This is a genomic window from Tissierella pigra (assembly GCF_009695605.1).
Taxonomy (GTDB): Bacteria; Bacillota; Clostridia; order Tissierellales; family Tissierellaceae; genus Tissierella; species Tissierella pigra.
This window is the reverse complement of record NZ_VUNQ01000019.1, coordinates 40,243-62,602: the sequence shown is the minus strand read 5'-3', so window position 1 is coordinate 62,602 and position 22,360 is coordinate 40,243. Positions and strand designations below refer to the sequence as shown.

The 22,360-nt window shown below is 31.5% G+C and carries 36 protein-coding genes; 9 read left to right on the top strand and 27 right to left on the bottom strand.

Annotated elements, in window-relative coordinates; genetic code table 11:
- Positions 1-111: 111 nt before the first annotated feature.
- From FYJ83_RS10160 to FYJ83_RS10110, 11 genes are all read right to left on the bottom strand, one after another.
- Positions 112-1,797, bottom strand: coding sequence for an AAA family ATPase (locus tag FYJ83_RS10160; protein WP_154440240.1), 1,686 nt, complete (start codon positions 1,795-1,797; stop codon positions 112-114).
- A complete protein-coding gene (locus FYJ83_RS10155; RefSeq protein WP_229768561.1) occupies positions 1,794-2,042 on the bottom strand; it encodes a hypothetical protein in 249 nt (82 codons plus the stop codon). The genes FYJ83_RS10160 and FYJ83_RS10155 overlap by 4 nt, the downstream gene beginning before the upstream one ends.
- A gap of 14 nt (positions 2,043-2,056) precedes the next feature.
- The gene (locus FYJ83_RS10150; protein ID WP_154440238.1) at positions 2,057-2,383 is read right to left on the bottom strand and encodes a hypothetical protein; all 327 of its coding nucleotides are present in this window, start codon (positions 2,381-2,383) and stop codon (positions 2,057-2,059) included.
- Positions 2,383-2,679 carry a hypothetical protein gene (locus FYJ83_RS10145; protein WP_154440236.1) on the bottom strand — a complete coding sequence of 99 codons (297 nt, stop codon included), beginning with the start codon at positions 2,677-2,679 and terminating at the stop codon, positions 2,383-2,385. Before FYJ83_RS10145 ends, FYJ83_RS10150 begins: the two co-directional genes overlap by 1 nt.
- A gap of 12 nt (positions 2,680-2,691) precedes the next feature.
- Positions 2,692-3,228 carry a DUF5839 family protein gene (locus tag FYJ83_RS10140; RefSeq protein ID WP_154440234.1) on the bottom strand — a complete coding sequence of 179 codons (537 nt, stop codon included), beginning with the start codon at positions 3,226-3,228 and terminating at the stop codon, positions 2,692-2,694.
- 4 nt (positions 3,229-3,232) lie between these two features.
- Positions 3,233-3,550, bottom strand: a complete 318-nt coding sequence (locus FYJ83_RS10135; protein WP_154440232.1) for a hypothetical protein — start codon at positions 3,548-3,550, stop codon at positions 3,233-3,235.
- 210 nt (positions 3,551-3,760) lie between these two features.
- Entirely contained in the window at positions 3,761-3,955 is a 195-nt protein-coding gene (locus FYJ83_RS10130; protein WP_154440230.1) for a hypothetical protein, read from the bottom strand.
- Positions 3,956-3,957: 2 nt separating this feature from the next.
- Positions 3,958-4,194 carry a hypothetical protein gene (locus FYJ83_RS10125; protein ID WP_154440228.1) on the bottom strand — a complete coding sequence of 79 codons (237 nt, stop codon included), beginning with the start codon at positions 4,192-4,194 and terminating at the stop codon, positions 3,958-3,960.
- Between the two features lie 2 nt (positions 4,195-4,196).
- Positions 4,197-4,355, bottom strand: coding sequence for a hypothetical protein (locus FYJ83_RS10120; RefSeq protein WP_154440226.1), 159 nt, complete (start codon positions 4,353-4,355; stop codon positions 4,197-4,199).
- Complete coding sequence (locus FYJ83_RS10115) at positions 4,355-4,597, bottom strand: helix-turn-helix domain-containing protein (RefSeq protein ID WP_154440224.1); 243 nt, start codon at positions 4,595-4,597, stop codon at positions 4,355-4,357. Before FYJ83_RS10115 ends, FYJ83_RS10120 begins: the two co-directional genes overlap by 1 nt.
- A gap of 39 nt (positions 4,598-4,636) precedes the next feature.
- Positions 4,637-5,386 carry a phage antirepressor KilAC domain-containing protein gene (locus tag FYJ83_RS10110; RefSeq protein WP_154440222.1) on the bottom strand — a complete coding sequence of 250 codons (750 nt, stop codon included), beginning with the start codon at positions 5,384-5,386 and terminating at the stop codon, positions 4,637-4,639.
- A 63-nt stretch (positions 5,387-5,449) separates the two neighbouring features.
- Here FYJ83_RS10110 and FYJ83_RS10105 point away from each other — a divergent pair, with 63 nt between their 5' ends.
- Complete coding sequence (locus tag FYJ83_RS10105; protein WP_154440220.1) at positions 5,450-5,686, top strand: hypothetical protein; 237 nt, start codon at positions 5,450-5,452, stop codon at positions 5,684-5,686.
- Here FYJ83_RS10105 and FYJ83_RS10100 read toward each other — a convergent pair.
- Positions 5,678-5,899, bottom strand: a complete 222-nt coding sequence (locus tag FYJ83_RS10100) for a hypothetical protein (RefSeq protein WP_154440218.1) — start codon at positions 5,897-5,899, stop codon at positions 5,678-5,680. The two genes, FYJ83_RS10105 and FYJ83_RS10100, sit on opposite strands and share 9 nt — an antisense overlap.
- Before the next feature lie 102 nt (positions 5,900-6,001).
- Between FYJ83_RS10100 and FYJ83_RS10095 the strand changes: the two genes are divergently transcribed.
- Positions 6,002-6,271, top strand: a complete 270-nt coding sequence (locus FYJ83_RS10095; RefSeq protein ID WP_154440216.1) for a hypothetical protein — start codon at positions 6,002-6,004, stop codon at positions 6,269-6,271.
- On the opposite strand, the gene FYJ83_RS19675 is transcribed toward FYJ83_RS10095, so the two are convergent.
- On the bottom strand, positions 6,240-6,446 hold the full coding sequence (locus FYJ83_RS19675; RefSeq protein WP_195837974.1) for a hypothetical protein: 207 nt from the start codon (positions 6,444-6,446) through the stop codon (positions 6,240-6,242). The two genes, FYJ83_RS10095 and FYJ83_RS19675, sit on opposite strands and share 32 nt — an antisense overlap.
- 6 nt (positions 6,447-6,452) lie before the next feature.
- A complete protein-coding gene (locus FYJ83_RS10090) occupies positions 6,453-6,656 on the bottom strand; it encodes a helix-turn-helix transcriptional regulator (protein WP_154440214.1) in 204 nt (67 codons plus the stop codon).
- A gap of 246 nt (positions 6,657-6,902) precedes the next feature.
- Between FYJ83_RS10090 and FYJ83_RS10085 the strand changes: the two genes are divergently transcribed.
- The 4 genes from FYJ83_RS10085 to FYJ83_RS10070 all read left to right on the top strand — a co-directional run bounded on the left by FYJ83_RS10085 (position 6,903) and on the right by FYJ83_RS10070 (position 9,778).
- Complete coding sequence (locus FYJ83_RS10085) at positions 6,903-7,352, top strand: helix-turn-helix domain-containing protein (RefSeq protein WP_154440212.1); 450 nt, start codon at positions 6,903-6,905, stop codon at positions 7,350-7,352.
- 20 nt (positions 7,353-7,372) lie between these two features.
- Positions 7,373-7,807, top strand: coding sequence for an ImmA/IrrE family metallo-endopeptidase (locus FYJ83_RS10080; RefSeq protein WP_154440210.1), 435 nt, complete (start codon positions 7,373-7,375; stop codon positions 7,805-7,807).
- A gap of 190 nt (positions 7,808-7,997) precedes the next feature.
- The gene (locus tag FYJ83_RS10075) at positions 7,998-9,203 is read left to right on the top strand and encodes a tyrosine-type recombinase/integrase (protein ID WP_154440208.1); all 1,206 of its coding nucleotides are present in this window, start codon (positions 7,998-8,000) and stop codon (positions 9,201-9,203) included.
- Positions 9,204-9,235: 32 nt separating this feature from the next.
- A complete protein-coding gene (locus tag FYJ83_RS10070; protein ID WP_154440206.1) occupies positions 9,236-9,778 on the top strand; it encodes an HNH endonuclease in 543 nt (180 codons plus the stop codon).
- Positions 9,779-9,814: 36 nt separating this feature from the next.
- On the opposite strand, the gene FYJ83_RS10065 is transcribed toward FYJ83_RS10070, so the two are convergent.
- Entirely contained in the window at positions 9,815-10,549 is a 735-nt protein-coding gene (locus tag FYJ83_RS10065) for a YebC/PmpR family DNA-binding transcriptional regulator (RefSeq protein WP_154440204.1), read from the bottom strand.
- Between the two features lie 62 nt (positions 10,550-10,611).
- Complete coding sequence (gene nadE, locus FYJ83_RS10060; RefSeq protein WP_154440202.1) at positions 10,612-11,340, bottom strand: NAD(+) synthase; 729 nt, start codon at positions 11,338-11,340, stop codon at positions 10,612-10,614.
- Between the two features lie 33 nt (positions 11,341-11,373).
- Between nadE and FYJ83_RS10055 the strand changes: the two genes are divergently transcribed.
- Together FYJ83_RS10055 and FYJ83_RS10050 are read left to right on the top strand one after the other, a co-directional pair.
- Positions 11,374-11,796 (top strand): sulfite exporter TauE/SafE family protein, encoded by a 423-nt coding sequence (locus FYJ83_RS10055; RefSeq protein ID WP_216585337.1) that lies wholly within the window; start codon positions 11,374-11,376, stop codon positions 11,794-11,796.
- Positions 11,793-12,143, top strand: a complete 351-nt coding sequence (locus FYJ83_RS10050) for a sulfite exporter TauE/SafE family protein (RefSeq protein WP_154440198.1) — start codon at positions 11,793-11,795, stop codon at positions 12,141-12,143. The genes FYJ83_RS10055 and FYJ83_RS10050 overlap by 4 nt, the downstream gene beginning before the upstream one ends.
- 7 nt (positions 12,144-12,150) lie before the next feature.
- Here FYJ83_RS10050 and FYJ83_RS10045 read toward each other — a convergent pair whose 3' ends face one another.
- From FYJ83_RS10045 to yunB, 4 genes are all read right to left on the bottom strand, one after another.
- Entirely contained in the window at positions 12,151-12,543 is a 393-nt protein-coding gene (locus FYJ83_RS10045) for a CoA-binding protein (RefSeq protein WP_154440246.1), read from the bottom strand.
- A 58-nt stretch (positions 12,544-12,601) separates the two neighbouring features.
- Positions 12,602-13,249, bottom strand: coding sequence for a YigZ family protein (locus FYJ83_RS10040; protein ID WP_154440196.1), 648 nt, complete (start codon positions 13,247-13,249; stop codon positions 12,602-12,604).
- Between the two features lie 15 nt (positions 13,250-13,264).
- Complete coding sequence (gene hflX, locus FYJ83_RS10035) at positions 13,265-14,524, bottom strand: GTPase HflX (protein ID WP_412034782.1); 1,260 nt, start codon at positions 14,522-14,524, stop codon at positions 13,265-13,267.
- A gap of 85 nt (positions 14,525-14,609) precedes the next feature.
- On the bottom strand, positions 14,610-15,275 hold the full coding sequence (gene yunB, locus FYJ83_RS10030) for a sporulation protein YunB (protein ID WP_229768560.1): 666 nt from the start codon (positions 15,273-15,275) through the stop codon (positions 14,610-14,612).
- A 161-nt stretch (positions 15,276-15,436) separates the two neighbouring features.
- Here yunB and FYJ83_RS10025 point away from each other — a divergent pair, with 161 nt between their 5' ends.
- Entirely contained in the window at positions 15,437-18,358 is a 2,922-nt protein-coding gene (locus tag FYJ83_RS10025; protein WP_154440192.1) for a penicillin-binding protein 1A, read from the top strand.
- 9 nt (positions 18,359-18,367) lie between these two features.
- Here FYJ83_RS10025 and spoVAE read toward each other — a convergent pair whose 3' ends face one another.
- The 7 genes from spoVAE to sigF form a co-directional block, all read right to left on the bottom strand.
- Positions 18,368-18,724 (bottom strand): stage V sporulation protein AE, encoded by a 357-nt coding sequence (spoVAE, locus tag FYJ83_RS10020; RefSeq protein ID WP_154440190.1) that lies wholly within the window; start codon positions 18,722-18,724, stop codon positions 18,368-18,370.
- Positions 18,725-18,734: 10 nt separating this feature from the next.
- Positions 18,735-19,751: a stage V sporulation protein AD gene (gene spoVAD / locus FYJ83_RS10015; RefSeq protein ID WP_154440189.1), complete on the bottom strand. Its 1,017-nt coding sequence runs from the start codon at positions 19,749-19,751 to the stop codon at positions 18,735-18,737.
- A gap of 3 nt (positions 19,752-19,754) precedes the next feature.
- The gene (spoVAC, locus tag FYJ83_RS10010) at positions 19,755-20,204 is read right to left on the bottom strand and encodes a stage V sporulation protein AC (RefSeq protein WP_154440188.1); all 450 of its coding nucleotides are present in this window, start codon (positions 20,202-20,204) and stop codon (positions 19,755-19,757) included.
- A gap of 12 nt (positions 20,205-20,216) precedes the next feature.
- Entirely contained in the window at positions 20,217-20,633 is a 417-nt protein-coding gene (locus tag FYJ83_RS10005) for a stage V sporulation protein AB (protein WP_154440187.1), read from the bottom strand.
- Positions 20,634-20,648: 15 nt separating this feature from the next.
- The gene (locus tag FYJ83_RS10000) at positions 20,649-21,269 is read right to left on the bottom strand and encodes a stage V sporulation protein AA (protein ID WP_154440186.1); all 621 of its coding nucleotides are present in this window, start codon (positions 21,267-21,269) and stop codon (positions 20,649-20,651) included.
- Positions 21,262-21,423: a hypothetical protein gene (locus FYJ83_RS09995; protein WP_154440185.1), complete on the bottom strand. Its 162-nt coding sequence runs from the start codon at positions 21,421-21,423 to the stop codon at positions 21,262-21,264. The genes FYJ83_RS10000 and FYJ83_RS09995 overlap by 8 nt, the downstream gene beginning before the upstream one ends.
- A gap of 175 nt (positions 21,424-21,598) precedes the next feature.
- Positions 21,599-22,357 (bottom strand): RNA polymerase sporulation sigma factor SigF, encoded by a 759-nt coding sequence (gene sigF / locus FYJ83_RS09990; protein WP_154440184.1) that lies wholly within the window; start codon positions 22,355-22,357, stop codon positions 21,599-21,601.
- Positions 22,358-22,360: the final 3 nt, after the last annotated feature.

Sequence of the window (22,360 nt, the reverse complement as noted above, 5' to 3'; positions counted from 1 at the left end):
AATATGAATGGTGATTCTTATAGGATTAAAGAAACTAGGGAATGGTTAGAAGAAACCAATTAGTTTACATTACCAAGTGGTACAGTTTTCGATTATTATATGGTACACTTTTCAGTTGACAAATACATTTGCTACTGTGAACTTCTCTAATAGGAATTTATGACCTTCCAATTCTGCTATTAGAGTAGATACTCTCTTTTCCTCTGCTTTTAGTTCTTCGATTCTAGCTTTTTTCTTTTCAACTTCATCTTTGACATTTAAAACTCTATTACGAGCTTCGATTTCAAGCTGTATATCTGCTTTCTTTTGTAATAATTCAGATGATTTATCTTCTACTGGTTTATCTAGTTCAGCTTGTAACTGCTCGATTTTATCGAATAGTTCGTTGTATTCTTGATATTTAGTGTAGTCTGGTTCTTCTATTGGCCTTACTATTTCACTATCTAAAGCATTAATTGATATCGTTAAATTCTCTAACTGAAATTCCTTATCTGATAACTCTTTTTCTGCTAACTCTAAATCGGATTTAATTTTTTCTGTATTAATCTTGAGTGCCAATCCCGATTCTTTGTTTTTCTCTAACAAAGCTATGTTGTCTGCTAATTTGATTTTTTTATTCTGCTCAAATTTAACTCTTAACGTTCCTATTTCTGTTGCGATAGTTTCCTCTGGAATATCCTGTCCGCAAGTAGGGCAATTTGTTGCCCTTTCTCCGACTTCAAATTCTTCTGATAAAATTTCAAGGTTCTTATCACTTAAATTTCTCCATTCCTCTAACAATCTTTGTCTAGTTTTAGAATTAGATTCTAGGCGAGTTTTAGCCTCTTGAACTTCTAATTGTAACTCCCTTATCCCTGATTGAAGAATAAACTTCCCATTCTCTAATTCTGATTTCTTCTCAAGGAGTTTTTTTCTATCTGCTCCTGATTCCGATTTAATTTTTTCTTTTACTTTTTCTAATTGGCTTTTTAATTTGCCTAATTCCTGATACTTTTCAGTTATCTTATTAGCCTTATTTGTAGCATTGGTCATTAGGAATTCCACTGTTGCTAATTGGTCCTTATATCCTTTTAATTCAACTTCTATTGCTGAATAGTCTGGTTCTTCATTTGGTAATGACCTTGTAAGTTCATCAATCCTTGGAGGTAAATCATCTCTTTCTTTTTTAAGACCTTTGAGTTTATCTGCAAGGACTAATTTATAATCATCAATGGATCTATCATTTAAAATCTCTGTTAATCTTGATAAGCTTTCATCTGAAGCTATTACTTGCTCGTCTGTTGCATCTCCTGATATTTCTAATAGAATTTTTCTTCTTTCTTCCCACTTCAATTTAGTGTTAAAAAATAATGGGTCCGTTATCATTTTGAAGATATTTTCATTGATTAAGCTATCTATTTTATCTTTGTATTCTCCTGCTTTGCATGGCACTTCGTTAAACCAATATTTATTTGTATGACCGTCAAACACTTTTTCTGTTGCTCCTTGCCTTTTAACCCATTTTTCTACCATAGATTTTTTTAGTTTTAGAGGTTTCCCATCCACTAACAATTCTGATTCAACCGTTGGTTCCAGATACAATAAATCTTTTCCATCCTCGTCCTGTGGTTTTATAGTAAATTTAGTATTATCGTTACTATCTTTGTCGAAAAATAGCCATCTAATAGCATCCATAGTGGTGGTTTTACCAGTTGCGTTGTTGCCAAAAATATTTATGTTTTTCCCATTTAACTCCACAATCAAGTCCTTTATCCCTTTAAAATTCTTTATTCTAAACCAATTTAATTTGATGTTCATATCTCAATCCCCCTTGATTTCAATTCATTAGTCCATAATTTTTTCATTTCTTCCGAACAGTGCTCCATTGCATCTTTCCAAGTCGGCCATCTTCCATGCTCGTTATAAAATTTATATTGGTAGAATAAACTTTCTTGATTATGTGGTAGTTCTGGCTCGTGCTTTACTCCACATTCTGGGCAAGTACCTTCAGCTGGTGGCATTAAATCAAAACCGCCTAAATTTTTACCTTTGATAATTTTCAATTACTTCTCCCCCCTTAATCCATTTGGTAATAAACTAATACTTCATAGCCGGCTTCCCCCATAACCTTTGCCATGGCTTCAACTGCTCTATTTCTTGAGTTTCCTTGTCCACATGCAGGTGGTGAGATAAAGTACCTTGGACCAATCCATTCTCTTCTACCTCTCGTATAAAGTCCTGCTACTTTAACTGCTTCAATGACTTTCTTTTCATTTGCTCTAGGTAATTTTATTGTCATAGTATCTAAATTTGCAGTTCCACCATCTTCGCCTTTAGCTGCTTCCTCTGCTGCTAATCTGGCTTGAATTAAATCTTCTGTAAGCTTTTCATAATCAATCTTCATTAAAACTTACCTGCCTTTGGTGGTTTAGTAGCCTTTGCAATTTTGGCCACTGCATTCATCATTTCTTCGAATGATTGAAATTGTGCTATTTCGATTAAGTTTCTTGTATCTATCTCTTTATCTTCAATTGGATAAGCTGTATCTACTAAATCCTTTAACAAGTCTGCCATGAAGTGCATATGTTTTGCATAATGTCTTGGGTCGCCTTCTGTACCTTCTTTAATAACTGCAAAAGCTTTAGCTGTAGTCGTTACTAATCCTTCTATTCTATGTGGTTCTATTCTATGATTCTTCACTCTAATTCCCCCTTAAAATGGTAAGTCATCTGTTTTAATCAGATTTATGACTTCATTAAATTTTTCGTCATATTCATACTCTGCTGTTTCTTTTACTTGTACATACTGATTGCCATATATGGTGTCAACCTCTACTATGTCACCTTTTTTAAACTTAACATTGTTCAGCTTCTCTGGAACTCTCCATGTATAGAATTTTGAACTACCAAAATGTACTGCATGGATGTATTTGGATGTTTTCTGTTTAATGATGTTTGTTATAATTGGTTCTACTAATGATTCATCAAAGGTTTTGAAAAATCTTGACGTGTTAGGTGCAAAATTGTTTGGCAAATCTTCTCTTAAAATAATCTTTTTTATTTCATATAGGCAACATTCTGTTTCTGCACACCCATGAGCATTTTTACGGTCTGTATTTAATGAAACATCTAAATTATTGCCGATAACTAGATACCAGCCAGTGAATTGATAATTCTCGTGCTCTATAAAGTACAAATCTCCCTGTTTTAACCCTCTCTTTTTCAATTCATCTATAGTCATAGTTTTCATTTGATTATTCCTCCTCTGCCCTTTCTACTTCTTTTTTAAATTCTTCAGATATTTCATATACAGGCACCATCATAAAACCCGCTGGCACTGATTTTATATATCTTGATATTACTCCTGCACTCAGTAGTGCTTCTACCATTCCTGCATTTTCTGTATAATCTTTTATAGCTACTTGATTATCAAGTAATTCTATATCAGGATTTATAGTAGCTTTGGCTATAACCCCACCATCTTCCTCATCAATTAATTCAATACCTAAGTTCTCGTTACAATGCCAACCAACTCTTGTTATGCAATTCCATTTTTTAAACTTTACTTTCATTGATAAGTTCCTCCCTATTTGATATAATTTAGTTAAGATATTTTTCTTAGTCCCTATTTTGCGTGGTGGCAGTAGGGGCTTTTTCTTGCTTATTTCTAGTGATAATTAAACAACTCTTCGTATGCTCGCATTTACATATTGAATGCTCTGGTACTTCATCTTCTGGATATTTGAGTATCCAGTCCATCGCTCCGTAACAATGTGGCTTATTCATATCTGCACCTCATCTTCATCTTCATCTAAAGGAACTAATATTCTGCAATTATCAGACTTACTTCTTTTTATCTGTGATGGTGTTCTGTACCATAAAACTGTTTCTATTTTTATATTTAGTTCTTTAGCTATCTCATCTGCAGTTCCCATGGCGAGAATTTCTTCACCTTTGTAAAGTGCGTATTCTTTCACATCTACACTCCTTCCAACTTTTCTAAATCTTCATCTCTCCAAAGAATCCCACCATTATCCATGGCTTTCTTTTGTAAATTCATATTAAAGAACACTACATCATGTCTATAACCTGAGTCGCTGAAGGTATTTACTATAATTCCATCTGCTTCCATGAATTGACTCATTTCTTCTTCTTTGAGTTCTTTTCTATTAAAGTCAATAACTTTTATGAAATCCCATTTTTTAAGATTATCCAAAACTATTCCTCCTCTCTTAATATTTGTTTTGCTACCTGCTTAAAGTCCCTAGCCTGTCCTACTCCAATCCATAAAAGGAAAGCTATAAGAGGCATTAGGATTGTCCCATTGATACCTGTAGAGACTATTTTAGAGATTAGGTTGCAGATTAGATTTAGCATTAATTGCCCTCCTCGCTTTCCAATTCCTTTATATTGTATGGGTCTGTATAATCGTATCCTTGGGCTTCTTTTAAAAATCTTTCTACTTCCGACTTTCTTACCTTCAACCTTCCTAATTTTAATGCTTGTAAATGACCTGCTTTTATTAAACTGTAAACATAATTAGTGTTAGTTTTTATTACAGTAGCAACTTCATCTACCGTGTATAGAGTATTTTCTAATGGCTCTAATCTTAAATCCATTTAAGACACCTCCAATCTATAGCTCTTAAACTGTTCATATTAAACTACTTCCTTTTCTTTGAATTTATTAACAAAATATATCTGCCCTTTACCTGTGATTTTAGGTGTCTTTGTAACCCTTACACTTCCGTCCGGATTATTGATAGTAGTTGTTTTTACTTCTATAATTTCTAAGTCCGTAGCTAATTGAGTAGGAAGATTATATTGTTCTCCTTTTTTATGAAGATAACCATTCTTTCTTAACCAAACAAACAACCTATTCTGCCCCATATCTTCAATTCCGTTCCTTGCTAATAACTTTGCTAATTCTCCCACTAGAATAGAATTATTTGAGGCTTCTAAAGCTTCTGCGAATATAACTTTAGGTTTATTCTCTTGGATTCTTCCTTCAAGTTGGATGATGTTACTTTTATACTCAAGCATTTTTTCATCTGCCATCTTTAAGGCTCTCGCCATAATTGCTTCTGGGCTATTCCATTTCTTTTCTAAGTCGATAAAATATTTTCTGGCAATTTTACCTTTTTCTGATTTCTGTAGCATAGCTAATTCTTTAGCCATATCGATAGTAATTTCATAATCTGTTAATTTCCTTTTGCCACCAAATACATTTACGTCATCGACAAATCTTTCGATTACACGAAAATCAAGGTTTTCAGCAAATCCATATTCTTTATAATGATTAAACCATTTTGGAAATTCAGTATAAGGCTTACCTAAAAACTCCCACAAATCTCTAGCACTTGTTGTTTGTCTATCACCTTGATAGTTTATTTTTATTAAATTACTCATTTGTTTCCCTCCTGTTCTTTATCTCTCCCCTATGGTAAAATTTGTAAAAAGGGGGTGTTAAATATGAAAAATATAATTGACGACACTAGCATTAATTCTGTTTGCCCTAGTTGTAAAAACAGTATCAAGATTAAGGTCAAAGATATTGGTAAAAACATGACCTGTCCCAAATGTTCAAAAAACGTATTGCCAGAAGTCGACAATGATTTTGTAAAAGAATCTGAAAGAGCTAAGAAATCTTTTGATGAACTTGACAAAACGCTTAAAGATTTTAAAGAGCGTAAGGATGATTTATTTTGATTGAGTTACTCTAAATTCAAAATCTGTTATTTTGTTCAACAAATCTGTTGTTTCTTGGGCTATTTCAGTTTTAAACTTCATTATTTTTTTCAAAGTATCTGTTGCTTGGTCTACTAAATCTACAAATTCATCTAAATTTGAAAAACTTATTATTGTTTTTGACTGTTCTTGAGTTCGCACCTCTTGAACAGTTTCTTTTTTATTCTCTTCCATCCTTTTCACCTCACTTTTGTTGTTTTTCCTCCAATATTCTCCTATAATTAAAGTACAGGTTATTGCAGTAACCAAGTATTTATGAAAGGAGAATTTTATGATATGTCAAAGACCAATATCCGTAACACTTCAAAACAAATTTTAGAGTCTATGCTTCTTAAATCCATGCAAACTGGTATGCTTGATATCTATTTTAGTTATGAAGATATCGCTATCGAAGTAGAAGGATTAACTAAAACGATGTATTCTTTATGTCGACAGTATCTTGCTGGATTAGGTTTAGTTCATTACACTCAACAAGTTAAAGATGGGAAAGAACTAATGCAGATAGCCCCAAAAGCTATTGATTTTGTTGAATGCCATGATAATTAACATCAGCTGATATTTTGATTTCTGTTGGCTTAATGGTCAAAATTACTTCTGGAGATTCGGTTATATTTGCACTTATACTTACCTTTACACTTTCAACCATATCTATCTGCTGTCCGTTATTTTTTACTATTAAGCCGATACCTTTTTTAAAGTCTATACTTAATATCTTTCTCACCTCGCTTTAGTTTTTAAATTCATTGATTTGGAATACTTTTTCTACTTTTTCCCCAAACACTGCTGAAATCTTTTGCATGACCTCTAAACTTGGATTTGTTCGTTCTCCTTTAGCTAATAAATATATATATGTTGGAGTTAATCCTGTTTCTTTGGCTATAAATCCATAGCTTTTATTTTGTATTTTTCTTAATGTATCAATCTTATTCATATTTTCACCTCTTTCAAGTTATATTAAAGTTAATTCATAAACTGTATGTTTATATTATCATAAACACTCAGTTTATTACAATGTCAAAATAACCTTATAGTTTACTATAAATCTAGTACATTATAAACTATAAGGTTATTTCTTGTTTTTACTTAATATTTCTTAATTTTTCTTGTATTATCATTGACTTTTATTAACTGTGAGTTTATAATTAAGATAAACAATAAGTTTATTAGGAGTGGTTGGATGTTAGGTGACAATATAAAAGAACTAATGAAGCTTAAAAAAGTAACTTCAAAAGAACTGGCTGAAATCGTAGATGTTAGTCCTACTCATATAAGTTATGTTATAAATAATAAAAGGTATCCTAGCGTTGAGTTGTTAGAAAAAATAGCTGATGTCCTTGAAGTTTCGGTTGATGAATTTTTTAAAGATGAACCCATTAAAGATGAAAAATTACAAGAATGGAAAGAAAAATATAATAAACAAAATAAATTAGCTGAACAAGCTAAATATATTGAATCTATAAAATTAGATTCAGCAGAGGAAGCTATGAAATTTATACTTCAACAACCTTCCCTAATGGCATTTGGTGGATATGACCTAAAAGAAATGTCCGAAGAAGAAATTATGGATTTAGCAAATGATTTATTGTTTGCAATGAAATTATCTCTTGAGAAGATGAATAGGAAATAGCATCACTGGGGGTGTTATAAATGACTTGGATAAAAGAAATTGTAGAAGGTTTGATAGAGGTTTACAAAACTAGAAATGTTTATGAAATAATAGAAATATTAGATATAAAACTAATAAGGAAAGAAATGAGACCTGGAATAAAAGGTAGGTTTTTACGAGACTTATTTTATAATGAATATATTTATATATCAAATGAGTTATCTGATGAAGAAGAAAAAGTAGTTATAGCCCATGAGCTTGGACATGCTATATTACATACTAATTTAAATAGTAGTTATTATACAGAAAATCACTTGTTAAATAAAGATAAAATAGAATATCAAGCTAATAAGTTTGCAGCTGAACTTCTTATCTCAAATAATATTGATTTTTCTACATACGATTCTATGACTATAAAAGAAATGAGTTGTATTTTAGGAGTTTCTGAAAGGTTAATTGAATTAAAATTTAAATAAAAATCCCCCACAATGCTACGAACACTATGGGGGACAACCTGAGATTAATGGTATAATCCCAAGCCTTACTATATCATTAATCATCACTAAATTAAAAAAAGAGAAATAAATAATAATATATTTAGAGCCTATATTGGCTCTTTTATATAAATCAGTAAAGAACATAAGTTTAAGAAAGGAGTATAAAACAATGACTGTATCAGCAAGAAAAAGAGGAAAGAAGTGGTATTATAGTTTTGAAATTGCTTCCGTTGGAGGTAATCGTAAAAGGATAGAAAGAGTTGGAGGCAATACTAAAGCAGAAGCTCTTAGAGTTGGAAGAATTGCACTAACTGAATATGAAAATGCAGGACAATTTTTTGAACCCAAAAACATATCTGTATCAGATTATATGGATTATTGGATGAAGGAATATGTGGAAACAAACTTAAAACATACTACTTATAAGTTAAGAGATATTATAATAAAAAATCATATTAAACCAGATCTAGGCAAATATAAACTCAACTCTTTGACTCCAACAGTTTTACAATCTTTTATCAATAATAAAGTCAAAGAAAATTATAGTCTAAAATATATAAAAAACATGAAGGCTATATTGTCTAGTTCGCTAAAGTATGCCGTTCATCCATGCCAATTTATAAAAAACAATCCTATGGAGTATGTGACAATGCCATCATTGAAGAAAAACGATGATAAAAAAACAGTTACATTGGAAGAATACCAGGAAATATCAGAAAGATTTAAGGGTACCATTCATTATATCCCAATACAGATTGCATTTTATACTGGATTAAGGGTTGGTGAAATTTGTGCTTTAACATGGGAAAACATTGATTTAGAATCTAAGACTTTATCAGTGGAAAAAAATATGACTAGAAAAGATAAAAAGTTTATTATATCCACTACCAAAAATCAATCCTCTGTAAGGACAATTAAAATTGGTGATACATTAGTAAGCTTACTAAAGAAACACAAGGCGGAACAAAGTAAAAATAAATTAAAGTACGGCCAATACTATTATAGATTCTATATAGACAAGCAGGGATATATTTATAAAGATTACCATAGTTATAACCTTGATAAAGAAGATAAAAAAGAAATCCATTTTGTATGTACTTCAGAAAATGGAACTACCTTTACACCGTTTCATGCTAATCATACCAGAGATATTGTTACTAACGATATTGGCATACCATTTAATTTTCATATGCTTCGCCATACCCACGCAACAATGCTAATTGAAAATGGTGCCGATATGAAATCCGTCCAAGAAAGATTAGGGCATTCCAGTATAACTACTACTATGGATATTTACTCTCACTTAACAGAAGGCATGGAAGATAAAACAGTTCAAATATTAGAGTCCTATGTAAAAAAATTGCCAACGAGTTAAGAAGACTAGGTATATGAGAAAGGAGATTAATTATGTGGAAACCAATTGAAAACTATGAGGACTATTTCATTAACACAGAAGGTCAAGTGAAAAATACAAAATATAATCGAATTTTAAAACCAGATTTTGTGCGGGGCTATGCTCGATATAGGTTATGTAAAAATGGTAAGGTTAAAGGTTTTTTTGCTCATAGATTAGTAGCTCAGACCTTTATTCCAAATCCTAAAAAGCTACCTCAAGTCAATCATATAGATGGTATTAAGACAAATAATAGCGTAAGCAATTTAGAATGGGTTACCCCTAAAGAGAATGTTAACCATGCAGTGAAAAACAATTTAATAGAGCAAGTACCAGTCATGGCTGTTAGTACCTGCGGCAATGAAGTTTTGAAGTTTGCTAGCATTCGTGAAGCTAGTCGTATTATGGATATTGGCAATCAATTAATATGCAGATGCCTGCATGGGAATCAATTTACTACTGGTGGTTATTATTGGCATTACCTACTCCATGCCAACGAGTCATTTCCTTCGTTGGCAAAGCGTAAGCAAATTGAGTTAATTATTAAAAACGAATAAAATCTAAAGCTCTATAACCATTGAAATTAAGCTGTTTTACTCCTCTTCCATCTCCCAGTTATGATACACTTCTTGAACATCGTCGTTATCTTCAAGCATATCTATTAATTTTTCCATATTTTTTATATCATCTGTACTAGTTAATTCTATTGTATTTTGTGGAATGTAAGTAAGTTCTGCCATGGCGAAAGTATATCCTTTTTCAGATAAACCGTCCCTTACACCATTAAAATCTTCTGGAGCTGTTATTATTTCAAATCCTTCATCTTCTGCTGCAAAATCTTCAGCACCTAAATCTATTGCAAGCATAGTTAGCTCATCTTCATCTATGGAGTCAGTTCTTTCTATGGCAATCATTCCTTTTCTGTCGAACATAAATGTAACGCACCCTGATTGACCCATATTTCCACCACATTTGTCAAAAGCATGGCGTACATCTGGTGCAGTTCTATTTCTATTGTCTGTTAAGCAAGTTGCAAATACTGCTATCCCTCCTGGACCATATCCTTCATAGATAATTTCTTCAAAGTTATCTGCTCCTAGTTCACCTGAACCTTTTTTAATAGCTCTTTCTATATTATCATTTGGCATATTTTCTGCCTTTGCTTTTTCTATAGCCGCTTTTAATGCTGGGTTATAGTCTGGGTCAGCTCCACCTTCTTTTGCTGCAACCATAATATATCTACCTAATTTTGTAAAGACTTTAGCTCTTTTAGCATCTTCTTTACCTTTTTTATTTTTAATATTATTCCACTTTGAATGTCCTGCCATTCATTTTCACTCCCTTTATAGTATTGCCTTATTTATTTTAGCATAATATTATATTTATTGCATTACATTTGTTTAAATTTAAATATTGGTGGATAAATCCTTTTATGTTCACTAATAGCATTCATTCTTTCTATCTTTTCTACTATTTCTTTAGGTCCTTCACCAGTCTTTATATAATTATCTAGTACATCATAGGAAAATCCCATTTCCTTCTCATCTGTCTGATCTTCCCATAGTCCTGCTGTAGGTGGTTTTTCTATTATTATATCAGGGATGTCTAGACTTCTAGCCAACTCTCTGATTTCTGATTTTACAAAGGAAGCTAATGGAAGTAAGTCTACTCCACTATCCCCATGTTTAGTAAAGTATCCTACTGTATACTCAGATTTATTACTTGAACCTATTACTAAATAATTATTATTTTGGGCAAAGTAATATAGAGTAGTCATTCTAAGTCTTGGTTTTAAATTAGATATGGCCATTTTGTTCTTATTTTCTACCTTTATAGAATCTGTTAATACATCAAAAGAATTAGATAAATCTACTTTTTCAGTGTGTAAATTTAATTTTTCTGCTACTAATATACCATGTTCTTCATCTATTGGGTCACTATGGCATGGCATAATAACTCCTAGAGAATTATTGGGAAATGCCTTTTTAGCAAGACCTGCCATTACTGCTGAATCTATTCCACCACTTAAACCAAAAACTAATCCCTCTGCCTTTGCTTCTTGAACCTTTTCTTGTAACCATCTTACTATTTCATCTACAACTAAGTTTACATTTTCCATATTTCCCCTCCAACTTTTTTCACTTTTGTTTATATGTATATCTTCTCTATAATTGGTAAGATTAATCATAATGATTATAACATAAAGGAGTATTTTATGGAAAAAAATAAAGTTAAATTATTATCCATAGGTTTAATTACTGGATTAGTTAATGGTTTATTTGGCTCAGGAGGCGGAACTTTAGTTGTACCTTTTTTAGTATTTTTGCTACATATAGATGACCATAAAGCCCATGCTACAGCAATATCTATAATTTTGCCTTTATCCATTATAAGTACCATTATATATTTTGTGAAAGGTTCTATAAATTTTAAAGTTGCTCTTCCTGTAGTTTTGGGAGGAGTAATAGGTTCTTATATTGGAGCAAAAGTTTTAAATAAAATCCCCGTTAATATACTTAGAAAAATATTCGGTAGTGTTATTATATATACTGCCATAAGGATGATTTGGAAATGATTCTAACTTTAATTGGCTTTTTATCTGGAATAATCAGTGGAATGGGTATAGGTGGAGGTACTATTCTTATTCCTTCTTTAGTAATATTTTATGGCATTAAGCAACAAGAAGCTCAAGGCGTAAATTTAATGGTTTTTATTCCTGTGGCTACAGTGGCTTTAATAACTCATTATAAAAAAGGAAATCTAGATTTTTCTATTGCAAAATTGATTATAGTTGGAGGAATAGTTGGTGCTATTATAGGCTCTTTCATAGCTGTTAAAATTGACCCTCTTAAGTTAAGAAAATATTTTGGTATATTCTTACTCCTTATAGGTTTTTATGAATTAATAAAAAAGAAAGAATAGGCAATATTTACCCATTCTTTCTTAACTCTTTGTACACACAATCATCATATAATATTTTAAATCCTAATTCCTTAGCCTTTTCTATAACTTCATCGTTATACGTTCCAGGCTGAAACCATATATATTCAATATCTGCTTCTTTCGCTTCATCTAGTGTAGAAATAGCAATCTTCGGAGGTACAACCATATCAAGAACTTCTATTTTCTTTGGTAAATCTTTAACTGAATGGTATATCTTATCTCCTTCTATTTCATCATAATTCGGATTTATTCCATAGGTTTCATAATTATTTTCTTTCAATATCTTCCATATTTTATAACCAAATTTATCTTTCTTTGCTGTAACACCTGCTACTGCCCAAGTTTTCTTTTGCAGCATTTCTTCTTTATTTTTTAACATGTTTTCCACATTATCACCTCTGTATAATTATACCCTGATTATCTTTTATTAACTCAGTTTAGTTTAACTTTTTACCATCTTTAATAGGAATATATTCTTTGTCTAATTCTTCGAATATAGCAGTACCATTTGTTAAATCTGTTATTATATTATAAAAGTTTTCTTTATCCGTGTCTTCTATGTAGACAAATATATTGACACCATCATCAAAATCAGAACCATCAACTATATGACCTTCATTCATAAGGTAGTTTTCCATTTTTCCATATAGAGTATAGTCAATTCTTATTTTTATCTTAGTATAAAGAACCATATCAACTATTATCCCAGCATCAAGTCCGATTTTAGCCCCCTTTGTATATGCTCTAATCAGACCTCCTGCTCCCAGTTTAATACCACCAAAATATCTAGTCACTACTACTACTACATTTCTTAAATCTTCCTTCTTTATTACTTCTAAAACTGGTATACCGGCAGTTCCTGATGGCTCCCCATCATCACTAAATCTTTGAATATTACTATCCTTTCCTAGAACATAAGCATATACATTGTGAGTTGCATCTCTGTGTTTTGTTCTTATTTTTTCTATGAAGTCCAGTGCTTCTTCTTCAGTTTCTATAGGCGTAGCATATCCAATAAATCTTGATTTATTAATTATAGTTTCATCTTCACCATAATTATTTATAGTCTTGTAAGTATTATTCATACAACCTCCTTTTATCTAAATGATATACCCCTTATATTTCTCTCTATCAATTTGATTAATAGTTAGTTCTAATTTTGTCCCATCTTCAATATATTCCAAATTATCAATTTCATAATTTTGACAAAAATAATTTACTATCCCTTGCTTATCATATGGTATTTTTAAAGTCACTTTTTTATATTGCTGAGGTAATGAGTCTTCAATATTCTTCAGTAGGTTTTCTATATTCTCTCCAGTTTTGGCTGAGATAAATATTTTTTCATTAACATAGTTTCTATCATAAAATAAATTGTGTATATCTGTTTTATCCATTTTATTAAACACAGTTATCATGGGTTTATCCAATGCTTCTAAATCCTTCAATATATTATAAGTAGTTTGAATTTGTATGTCTAAGTCTTTATTTGAAGCATCTACAACATGAAGCAACAAATCTGCATATTTAACTTCTTCTAAGGTACCTTTAAAAGCTTCTATTAATCTCGTAGGAAGTTTTGATACAAATCCTACTGTATCTGTTAGTAAAAATACCTGCCCATTAGGCAATTTCCCACGTCTTAAGGATGTATCTAATGTAGCAAATAACATATCCTTTACAAATACTTCCTTAGACTCCGTATATTCATCATTGAATTCTATTAATTTATTCAATAAAGTTGACTTACCAGCATTAGTATAACCTACTAATGCAACTATTGGAAGGCTGGAGCCTTCTCTTTTCTTTCTTTTTATATCCCTATTTTTTTCTACTTCCTTTAGTTGTTTCTCTATATTGTCAACTTCTCTTAATATATGTCTTCTATCTGTCTCTAATTTTTGTTCTCCCGGTCCTCTAGTTCCAATACCTCCCCCTTCTCTAGACAAATAGTCCCTAAATCCTATTAATCTAGGGAGTCTATATTTTAATTGAGCTAGTTTTACTTGTAGCTTTCCTTCTTTAGAGTTTGCCCTATTTGCAAATATATCCAATATTAAATTGGTTCTATCTACAATTTTTTTATCTATAATCTTTTCCAAGTTTCTTAATTGTGCTCCTGACAATTCATCATTAAAAACAACAGTTGAAATATCCAATTCCTCACAATAATTTTTAATTTCTTCTGCCTTTCCTTTTCCTATAAAATAGGCAGGATTTATACTTTCCTTTCTTTGTATTACTCTAGTAACTACTACTCCATCTGCGGCCTTCACTAATTCTTCTAATTCATCTAAAGATGTTTCTATGTCTATTTCATCTTTATCTAGCTCTACACCAATTATCAAAACTCTTTCCATATTTGTTGTTTCTTGATTCAATTTATCAACTCCCACCATGAATCTTAAATACTTTTTAATATTATTATACCATTATTTTGAAAACTTATCTAATTATCTCTAAAGAATCTTCCTTTGGAATAGAGATATATTGCTCTGGTACATCTCCTACTATAACTGTTTCTGCAATAGGTATATTTGTAGTTATCCTCAAAGTCTCTGAAGTCAATGGAATAATCATTCTTATATCTGTCATTACAATTAAATATATCCTATGACGAGTTTGATTTATTCCTGCTTCTTCAAATTCTGTAGCGAAATCTACATTAACAGAGCCTTGAGGCTGTATTTCTAATTTTATACTTGGAAGACGTATCATTTGCCTATTGAAGGCATTTCTGATGGGAACATCTACTTTACTTGTAGATAGTTTTCCTAATTGTTCTTGAACCTCCAATGCCACATCTGCAGCTATGGTATTCATCATCATCATATTCGCTTGAACCAATGTTGCTCTCCCATTATTATCGTATTTTATAATTATTAGGTCATCATAGGCAATATTATTCTTTATTCTTGATTTTATTGTATCGTTTATTGTCTTTGTAGTTACTGCTTTTGCCTGTACTTCTGATAATGCTATTAATGTAGGCTTAATATTATTGTCTATATAAAAGTACATATATACTATTAATAGAACAAAAGCAATCAGAAAAATTATAAGTTTCTTTTCTTTCCATCTATGTATGGTTCTCCCCATTATTCTTTTCATTCATATCACCCCTTATAATAATATATGACTTGAATTAATATTGTTGTTACTTTCGTCACCATATTGTAATAATTATTTAAACCATAGAAATATTAACATTATTATATTTCTATGGTATAATTAATTAGTTCAAGCCTTTTCTTAACTAAGGAGGTAATTTAATGGATAATAATGATAAACAAAAGAAAAAATCATCCACTAAAAAAACTATTTTTAAATCTTTAAAGATATTTTTAATTGTACTTATAGCCTTAACAGTTATAGCTGGTGGTGCTGTCATAGGGGTAGTACTTTCTATTTTAAAAGACGCACCAGATATAGACCCAACGAAGATTAATGCTTCGTTAGATCTTACCTCAACTATTTATGATTCTTCCGGCAATCTTATAGAAAAAATTCAAGCACCAGAGTTTAGAACTATAGTAAAAGTAAATCAAATGCCTGAATATCTTAAAGATGCCTTTATCTCAATAGAAGATGAAAGATTTATAAAGCATGTTGGTGTAGACCCTAAGGGTATAATTTCTGCTGTCATGGATAATTTAAAGGCTGGCTCAACTGTAAGAGGCGCTAGTACTATTACTCAGCAGTTAGCTAGAAATGTTTACTTGACTTTAGAAAAATCTTGGGACAGAAAAATTAAAGAGGCTTATCTTGCTCTACAAATTGAAAAGGTTTTAACAAAAGATCAAATACTTGAAGCATATTTAAATAGAGTAAATTTAGGTCAAGGTGCTTATGGAGTTCAAGAAGCTTCACAAACATATTTCTCTAAAAATGTAGAAGACCTTACTCTTGCAGAATCCGCTTTATTTGCAGGTATTGTAAAATCTCCAACTAGGTATGCTCCTTATCACACCATAAGACCTGAAAACTTTGATCCAAATAAACATCACGAAGTTGGAAGAGTTGAAATACTAGGAGAAAAGTATATAACAGTTTATAATGAAGAGGCAGTTAAAAGACAAAAGATTATACTTAAAAAAATGTTGGAATTAGAAAAAATTAGTGAATCTGAATATCAAAGTGCTTTAAATGAGAATATTAAAGAAAACTTGAAACCTGGACAAAAGAAAATAGAAGGTATTTCTTCTTATTTTACAGACTATGTAAAAACACAAACTGTAAATGCACTTATGGAAAGATTCGGATACACTAAGGAACAAGCTCAAGATCAACTATTTACAGGTGGATTAAAAATTTATGCTACTATAGATGTAAAACTTCAAAGAGAGCTTGAAAGCATTTATAATAATTTTACTGAAATTCTAGTAGGAAATCCTAGTAAAATCAAAGGACCTATATTAGTTGACTGGAGATTAAATAAAGCAAAAGATGTTATTGATGATAAAGGAAATATAATCTTTTATCAGCAAAACAACTTGTTTAATGAAGGATTTGAATTAATATTAGAAAAGGGAACATACGAACTAAGAGATAATAATTTATATATTAAAAATAAGAAACTTACTCCTTATCAAAAACATATAGATATATCTGATTACTATACTATAGATGACAGGAAAAACTTAGTAACTCATACAGTCGGTTCTATTATCATACCTGAAGGTCAGTTTAGTATATCTGACAATAAAGAAGTAAAAATAAGTCAAACTTATTTAAATGATACTAAAGATTTTTATAGAATTGATGATAAGGGAAATTTATTGATTAGTGAAAAATACTTTTTCAGATCTAAAGATGGAATTGTACAGCCTCAAGCCGCTACTGTTCTCCTTGACTATAGAACAGGACATATTAAAGCCCTTGTAGGTGGTAGAGATGTTAAAGGTACTAGTATATTAAATAGAGCCACTGCTTCTCAAAGGCAGCCTGGTTCCGCTATGAAGCCTATAGCTGCTTATTTACCAGCATTGGACAATGGCTATACAGCTGCATCCCCTATAGACGACATTCCTTTTTACGCTAATGGAAAATTATGGCCTAGAAACTGGAATCGAGTATATAAAGGCATTAATACCTTGAGATATTCTGTAGAGCAATCAGTAAACGTAAGCTCTGTTAAAACTGTGGAATATATTGGAATTCAAACTTCCATGTCTTATTTGGAAAAGCTGGGTATTATAAGTAAAACTCACCCAGAAAGTGATAGCTTTGTTACAGCTAAAGAGAATAGTGCTACTAATGATGAAAACTTATCTGCCTTAGGATTAGGTGGTATGACTAAGGGTGTAACTCCTCTAGAACTTACTGCAGCCTATGGAGCCATAGCAAATGATGGTGTTTATATAGAACCCATAGCCTTCACTAAAATAGAAGATAAAAACGGAAATATATTAATTGACAATACACCAAAGGAAAATGTAGTTGTTTCTCCTCAAATTGCATATATAATGGGAGATATACTAAGAACAACTGTATCTAATGGTATAGCTGGAAGAGCAAAATTATCTAATATGGCTGTAGCTGGTAAAACAGGTACAACAACAGATCAAGCTGATATTTGGTTTGTTGGATATACTCCCTACTATGTTTCAGCTACATGGATAGGAAACGATTCTCCTAAAATTACTCTTACACAAAGCAGTCGTGCCGCTACACAATTATGGCAGCATATAATGACAAAAATGCACGAAGGTTTAGAAGGTAAAACTTCTTTTAATAAGCCTAATAATATAGTTAGTGTCAATGTATGTACAATATCTGGAAAACTTCCTACAGAGCTTTGTACCCGTGACCCAAGGGGTAGTACTGTTAGAAGTGAAATCTTTGCCAAAGGTACCGAACCTACTGAGTACTGTAATGCACATGTGGAATTAACTATAGATAGTTCTACTGGCAAGATTGCTAATGTATATTGCCCAGAGGAAAATCAAGTTACTAAAGTGTTTGTTGAACGTATGCCACCATATTCTCCAGCACAACATAACGGAATAGTTCCATCTGATTATCAATATACTGCACCAACAGAAGTTTGTGATGAACATGATTTGAATAGTGTAATAGAATCACCTCCCGAGGAAGATGATGCTCTTCCGCCATTCCCAGGATGGGGAGATGAGGATGATCAAGATAATGAAGATGATTATGAAGATGAAGATGATTATAATGACGAAAACTAAGGTTAATCCTTAGTTTTTCGTTTTTGGCTTAAATACTAATGCCATTATATAACCAAACAATATGGCAGCAGCTATTCCACCTGCTGCAGCAGTTATTCCTCCTGTAAAGGCACCTATTATTCCATTTTTCTTTACACCTTCTATTGCTCCTTCTGCTAAAGCATTTCCAAATCCAACTATGGGAACAGTAGCTCCTGCTCCAGCGAATTTAACAATAGGTTTGTATAATCCCAAACCACCTAATATAACTCCTGCCGTTACAAATGATACCAATATATGTGCTGGAGTTAATTTTGTATTATCTAATATAATCTGCCCTACTACACATATTAAACCACCTACTATAAACGCTTTAATATATTCCATTTAATCACTCCTAGTCTTTATTTACATCTATAGTAATTGCATGAGCTATTCCTGGAATAGACTCACCTTGTTGATTCATAGTGGGAGAATGAAGTGCCCCTGTTGCCATAACAAGTACTCGGCTAAACTTACCTTTCATCATTTCCTTATAAATATATCCATTTAATACAACTGCTGCACACCCACATCCAGATCCTCCTGCATGAGTATCTTGTTGAATGTCAAATACTTCTACCCCACAATCTGTATATATATCTGTTAAATCATATCCTTCTTTCTTCATCAATTCCAGAACTATTGCCTTTCCTACTTTACCCAAGTCTCCAGACACTATTAAATCATAATCCTTTGGTGAATATCCCGTATCTTTAAAATGAGTAAGTAAAGTATCTATAGCTGCTGGTGCCATGGCAGCCCCCATGTTATCTGCTTCCTTTACACCCATATCAATGATTTTTCCTGTAGTAGCATAAGTTATATAGGGTCCATTACCATTTGCCGATAATACCGTGGCACCAGAACCTGTTACTGTCCACTGTGCTGAGAATTTTCTCTGATTTCCATACTCTAAAGGAAATCTAAATTGTCTCTCTGCTGAACTAAAATGGCTAGATGTGGCACATACTAAATTGTCAGCAAAACCACCGTCTATTAGCATTGCTCCAAGAGATAAAGATTCAGTCATAGTGGAACAAGCCCCAAATAACCCATAATACGGTATGCTTAAAGACCTAGCAGAATATGTGGATGATACTATTTGATTTAATAAATCTCCAGCTAACAAATAATCCATATCCTGATTTGTCAATTTCCCATTTGAAATAGCAGCCTTTATAGCTTCTTCTTGTATTTTTGCTTCAGATTTTTCAAATGATTCCTGTCCCCACATATCATCTTCTAAAATCATGTCAAAATAATCTTTGAGCGGTCCTTCACCTTCTTTTGGTCCTACTATTGTATAGGTACTTATTATTGAAGGTGGATTTTGAAATTTTACTGTTTGTGAACCAATTCTTTTTATTGCCATAAGTTATCTTCCCCTCGTAAATAATAAATGTAGTATTCCAACTACTATAGAACTTCCTACTCCATAAACTAATACTGGTCCTGCTATTGTAAACAGCTTTGCTGCTACACCAAATATTAAACCCTCTGTTTTAAACTCCATAGCAGGAGATACTATTGCATTGGCAAATCCTGTAATGGGAACTGCCGCTCCCGCTCCTCCAACTTTTCCAATTTTATCATATACTCCAAGCCCTGTTAAAAATGAACCTATGAAAACCATTATAATAGCTGTTCCCGAAGCAACAGATTTTTCATCTAATCCATTTTTAGTTAACCACGCTCGCACCATCTGTCCCACTGTACATATTGCTCCTCCTACTAAAAAAGCTAATATTATATTTTTAAGATAAGTTGGTTTCGGTATCTTTTTTTCTGCATACTTTTGATAATCTTTTTTGTTCATATTTTCCATTTAATTCATCTCCTATTTAAGAAATAACCAAAATATTAAGGCTCCTACTACCTTTCCACCTAATAAGGCCCATACTGTATATTTCAAATTATCTTTTATTTTGATTTTTTTAGACAATACTGGAATTACATTCAGCACTTCTGCTAAAGAAGAGGATAATAGTCCAATGAATATTCCGTATACTAGTCCAATTGGTGCAACTACAAATTTAGGTAAGCTTAAATTGAAATTTGAGAAATAGATTATTATAGATCCAATAAATGAAACTATAATTATATTTTGATATAGATTAATCCGTTTCCACGTTTCTGTAATTTGCACTAATCTAGGTACAATTTTCAGTATAGTAAGAAAAGCTGTTATTGCACCACCAACTGTTATTCCGCCACCAAAGGCAATTAATATCAAGGCTAATAATCTAAAAAACATATTACACCTCTTTTGCTAACTCTTTTTTTTCTTTACATTGTTCAATATATCCTTTTCTAAATCTTCATCATATAATAATAATTCAATTTCCATAGGCCCAGGCTCCTGTTGCCTTCTTTTACTAGAGCTAAAAACTCTAGAAAAAAATGTAATTACTCCAATTCCAATACCAAAACAATAGGGAATTACCATTAGTAAAGGATTATCCTTTTCTTCTCCAGTAAAAGTATAGTATAATTCTTTCATGGATTTTCTAGTATTTACATCTTCATGGAAGTTAATTATGGCTAGACTAGCTCCAAAAAATAAAACAATACATACTGCGACCACTTTAATAAATTCCCAAAAAGGTCTTTCTTTACCCCTAGATTTATATTCTATTAAGGTCTCTACTTCACCTAATAAATCTAGGTCAATATTGGGATATTTACTTAATACCTTTTCTACTACATCTTTAGCAGTTATGTAATCCCAATCTTCTTCCACGTTCTTTTTCTTTAATCTAAGAATTTCAATATCTTTTTTTATACTAGTATTTTCGCTATATACCTCTGCTATATCTTCTAATAATAAATCTTTCTCTGGATCAATAGTTGCTTTTTTACTGATAATTATATATACTTTTTCTTTATCCATTTACTTCACCTAATTCTATTATATTTAGTACAAAATTAGCTCTTTTAGGTGCTTCCTTATTAGCTGTTTGTTCTTTATACCAAATAACTCCTCCTATGATTACTAATACTATCATTAACAAAGTAATGAACTTTTTATAGGTAAATCTATACATTAATATAATCACCTCACTGAAATTATTATTTACCATATTTGTTTTTTCATACAGAAACTTATTTAGTAGGAAAAATTTACAAATTCTTAATTTATATGAACTAATGAATGAAAGGCAAAAACATATAAAAAAGTTGCTCTTATAAGAGCAACTTTTTTATACAAAAAATCATATATCATGCCTTTGCCAAATTTTTTCTCATTTCCTCTATGATTTTTTTCTCTATTCTTGAAACTTGTACTTGAGATATACCTAATTGGTTTGCTACCTCAGTTTGAGTTTGATCTTTAAAATATCTCAAGATAATGACTTGTCTATCTCTAGGTTTTAGTCTTTCTAGCATTTCCTTTAAAACTATATTATCTACTATATCTCTATTTTCCTCTGGTTCATTGCTAATTTTATCAATTAAATATAATGGAGAGCCATCATTTTGATGTACAACATCATAAAGATAGTCCGGATGATATGATGCTTCCAATGCCATTACTATATCTTCCTTAGGTATTTGAATTTCATCGGAAATCTCTTGGATTGTAGGTTCCCTTCCTAACTCCATAAGTAACTTTTCTTCTGCACTTTTTGCCCTTGCTGCTGTTTGCTTTAAAGATCTGCTTACTTTTACCAATCCATCATCTCTTAAAAATCTTTTTATTTCCCCCATTATCATTGGTACTGCATAGGTGGAGAATCTAACATCAAAGGAAATATCAAACTTATCAATAGCTTTTAGGAGTCCAATACTTCCTATTTGAAACAAATCATCTACATCATATCCCCTGTTCATAAAACCCCTTAATACAGACCTAATCAATCCTAAATTATAGGATACTAATGTATCCTTAGCTTCCATACTACCTTCTTGAGCTTTCTTAATGAGCTCCATGGTTTCTTCATGGGATAATAAGGCCTTAGTTTCACCACTAGTATTCATAGT

Excerpts from the sequence above, each read along its gene's own strand:
- hflX (WP_412034782.1), bottom strand. The coding sequence starts at position 14,524 with ATGGAAAGAGTTTTGATAATTGGTGTAGAGCTAGATAAAGATGAAATA.
- FYJ83_RS10090 (WP_154440214.1), bottom strand. The coding sequence starts at position 6,656 with ATGAATAAGATTGATACATTAAGAAAAATACAAAATAAAAGCTATGGA.
- FYJ83_RS10095 (WP_154440216.1), top strand. The coding sequence starts at position 6,002 with ATGTCAAAGACCAATATCCGTAACACTTCAAAACAAATTTTAGAGTCT.
- FYJ83_RS10140 (WP_154440234.1), bottom strand. The coding sequence starts at position 3,228 with ATGAAAACTATGACTATAGATGAATTGAAAAAGAGAGGGTTAAAACAG.
- FYJ83_RS10105 (WP_154440220.1), top strand. The coding sequence starts at position 5,450 with ATGAAAAATATAATTGACGACACTAGCATTAATTCTGTTTGCCCTAGT.
- FYJ83_RS10110 (WP_154440222.1), bottom strand. The coding sequence starts at position 5,386 with ATGAGTAATTTAATAAAAATAAACTATCAAGGTGATAGACAAACAACA.
- FYJ83_RS10100 (WP_154440218.1), bottom strand. The coding sequence starts at position 5,899 with ATGGAAGAGAATAAAAAAGAAACTGTTCAAGAGGTGCGAACTCAAGAA.
- FYJ83_RS10070 (WP_154440206.1), top strand. The coding sequence starts at position 9,236 with ATGTGGAAACCAATTGAAAACTATGAGGACTATTTCATTAACACAGAA.
- FYJ83_RS10055 (WP_216585337.1), top strand. The coding sequence starts at position 11,374 with ATGTATATCTTCTCTATAATTGGTAAGATTAATCATAATGATTATAAC.
- FYJ83_RS10050 (WP_154440198.1), top strand. The coding sequence starts at position 11,793 with ATGATTCTAACTTTAATTGGCTTTTTATCTGGAATAATCAGTGGAATG.
- FYJ83_RS10000 (WP_154440186.1), bottom strand. The coding sequence starts at position 21,269 with ATGGATAAAGAAAAAGTATATATAATTATCAGTAAAAAAGCAACTATT.
- FYJ83_RS10085 (WP_154440212.1), top strand. The coding sequence starts at position 6,903 with ATGTTAGGTGACAATATAAAAGAACTAATGAAGCTTAAAAAAGTAACT.
- FYJ83_RS10040 (WP_154440196.1), bottom strand. The coding sequence starts at position 13,249 with ATGAATAATACTTACAAGACTATAAATAATTATGGTGAAGATGAAACT.
- nadE (WP_154440202.1), bottom strand. The coding sequence starts at position 11,340 with ATGGAAAATGTAAACTTAGTTGTAGATGAAATAGTAAGATGGTTACAA.
- FYJ83_RS10160 (WP_154440240.1), bottom strand. The coding sequence starts at position 1,797 with ATGAACATCAAATTAAATTGGTTTAGAATAAAGAATTTTAAAGGGATA.
- FYJ83_RS10150 (WP_154440238.1), bottom strand. The coding sequence starts at position 2,383 with ATGAAGATTGATTATGAAAAGCTTACAGAAGATTTAATTCAAGCCAGA.
- sigF (WP_154440184.1), bottom strand. The coding sequence starts at position 22,357 with ATGAATACTAGTGGTGAAACTAAGGCCTTATTATCCCATGAAGAAACC.
- yunB (WP_229768560.1), bottom strand. The coding sequence starts at position 15,275 with ATGAAAAGAATAATGGGGAGAACCATACATAGATGGAAAGAAAAGAAA.
- spoVAD (WP_154440189.1), bottom strand. The coding sequence starts at position 19,751 with ATGGCAATAAAAAGAATTGGTTCACAAACAGTAAAATTTCAAAATCCA.
- FYJ83_RS10045 (WP_154440246.1), bottom strand. The coding sequence starts at position 12,543 with ATGTTAAAAAATAAAGAAGAAATGCTGCAAAAGAAAACTTGGGCAGTA.
- spoVAC (WP_154440188.1), bottom strand. The coding sequence starts at position 20,204 with ATGGAAAATATGAACAAAAAAGATTATCAAAAGTATGCAGAAAAAAAG.
- FYJ83_RS10135 (WP_154440232.1), bottom strand. The coding sequence starts at position 3,550 with ATGAAAGTAAAGTTTAAAAAATGGAATTGCATAACAAGAGTTGGTTGG.
- FYJ83_RS10075 (WP_154440208.1), top strand. The coding sequence starts at position 7,998 with ATGACTGTATCAGCAAGAAAAAGAGGAAAGAAGTGGTATTATAGTTTT.
- FYJ83_RS10115 (WP_154440224.1), bottom strand. The coding sequence starts at position 4,597 with ATGGATTTAAGATTAGAGCCATTAGAAAATACTCTATACACGGTAGAT.
- FYJ83_RS10005 (WP_154440187.1), bottom strand. The coding sequence starts at position 20,633 with ATGTTTTTTAGATTATTAGCCTTGATATTAATTGCCTTTGGTGGCGGA.
- FYJ83_RS10080 (WP_154440210.1), top strand. The coding sequence starts at position 7,373 with ATGACTTGGATAAAAGAAATTGTAGAAGGTTTGATAGAGGTTTACAAA.
- spoVAE (WP_154440190.1), bottom strand. The coding sequence starts at position 18,724 with ATGGAATATATTAAAGCGTTTATAGTAGGTGGTTTAATATGTGTAGTA.
- FYJ83_RS10065 (WP_154440204.1), bottom strand. The coding sequence starts at position 10,549 with ATGGCAGGACATTCAAAGTGGAATAATATTAAAAATAAAAAAGGTAAA.
- FYJ83_RS10025 (WP_154440192.1), top strand. The coding sequence starts at position 15,437 with ATGGATAATAATGATAAACAAAAGAAAAAATCATCCACTAAAAAAACT.
- FYJ83_RS09995 (WP_154440185.1), bottom strand. The coding sequence starts at position 21,423 with ATGTATAGATTTACCTATAAAAAGTTCATTACTTTGTTAATGATAGTA.
- FYJ83_RS10120 (WP_154440226.1), bottom strand. The coding sequence starts at position 4,355 with ATGCTAAATCTAATCTGCAACCTAATCTCTAAAATAGTCTCTACAGGT.